This is a genomic window from Neorhizobium huautlense, assembly GCF_002968575.1.
Classification (GTDB): Bacteria; Pseudomonadota; Alphaproteobacteria; order Rhizobiales; family Rhizobiaceae; genus Neorhizobium; species Neorhizobium huautlense.
In genome coordinates, this window is the sequence record NZ_PVBM01000086.1 from 1 (window position 1) to 1,400 (window position 1,400).

At 61.9% G+C, this 1,400-nt stretch carries 1 protein-coding gene; it reads left to right on the plus strand.

Annotation, left to right across the window (positions count from 1 at the left end; genetic code table 11):
* Positions 1 to 354: 354 nt before the first annotated feature.
* Positions 355 to 1,400: integrase catalytic domain-containing protein (locus C5L12_RS27680; protein WP_245423071.1), on the plus strand; the 1,046-nt coding region annotated here is incomplete at its 3' end.

Here is a 1,400-nt window from a genome sequence, read left to right on the forward strand (position 1 = left end):
AAGCATAGAATCCTAGATGAGTTCGTCGCGGTTACCGGCTACCACCGCAAGCATGCGATCAGAGTGCTCCGCCATCGTGGGTCCGAGCCGCCTTCCGCTAGGCAGCACGCTGTCCAGTATGGTTCCGATGTCAGGGAAGCGCTGGTGGCTCTATGGGAAGCGTCCGATCGTCTTTGCTCGAAACGCCTGAAGCCGCTGATTCCGATTTTACTGCCCGCCCTTGAGCGTCACGGCCGGCTCGAGCTGAACAGCGAGCTTCGCGACAAACTGCTAATGGTCAGTGCAGCGACGATGGATCGGTTGCTGTCAGAGGTACGTGTGGTGGCTCGCGGTGGCCAGCGTCGGCGTGCCGGAATGAGTTCCGCAGTTCGCCGGTCGGTCCCGGTGCGCACTTTCGGGGACTGGAACGATCCGTTGCCCGGTTACGTCGAGGTCGATTTCGTGGCCCATTCGGGTACCTCTTCGTCCGGCAGCTTCGCGCAGACGATGGTGCTGACCGATATCGCCACGGGCTGGACCGAGTGCGTGCCGGTGCGGACGCGCGAAAGCGGCCTGGTGATCGCTGCCATCAAGCAGCCCCGCTCGCAGTTTCCATTTCCGCTGCTTGGCGTCGACTTTGACAATGACAGCGCCTTCATGAACGAACTGGTGGTCTGCTGGTGTCGAAGCCAGGGCTTGGAGGTGACCCGTTCGCGCGCGTATCGAAAGAACGATCAAGCCTGGGTCGAGCAGAAGAACGGTGCGATCGTGCGAAGGCTGGTCGGTTACGGAAGGTTCGTCGGCGCGGAGGCGACGACAGCGCTGGCTCGCCTCTATGAGGTGGTGCGTCTGCATGGCAACCTGTTCCAACCTTCGTTCAAGTTGCGGGAGAAGACGCGGATCGGCGCTCGTGTCATCAAACGCTACCATCCGCCCGTGCCGCCTGCTGCGCGGGTGCTGGCCCATTCCGCTGTGGCCGAGGCCGACAAGGATCGGCTAAAGGCGATGTTGGAAAGCGCGGATCCAGTGATACTGTTTGCCGGGATCCGCGCCGCCCAGGAGGAGCTCGGAAGGCGTGTCGATCGGCGTGGCCTAAACGCCAGATCCGAAGAACCGGTCGCCGTCGATCTGCAACGCTTCACCTTGAGCCTGAAGACCGCCTGGCAGGTTGGGGAGAAACGGCCGACACATCGGAGGCCATATCGTCGGACCAAGCCTTACCCGAAAAGGCAGAGCATGCTGGAGCCATTCGAGCCCCAGATTCGAGCGTGGCTTGAGGCGGATCCGGCGGTCTCGGCAGTCTCGGTCCTGGAGCGTCTAATGAGCGCCGATCCGTCCCGCTTCACGAAGAAAAGCCTGCGGACGGTGCAAATGGCCATCAAGGCTTGGCGCATCGAAACAGCCGGGCAGATTATTCTCGA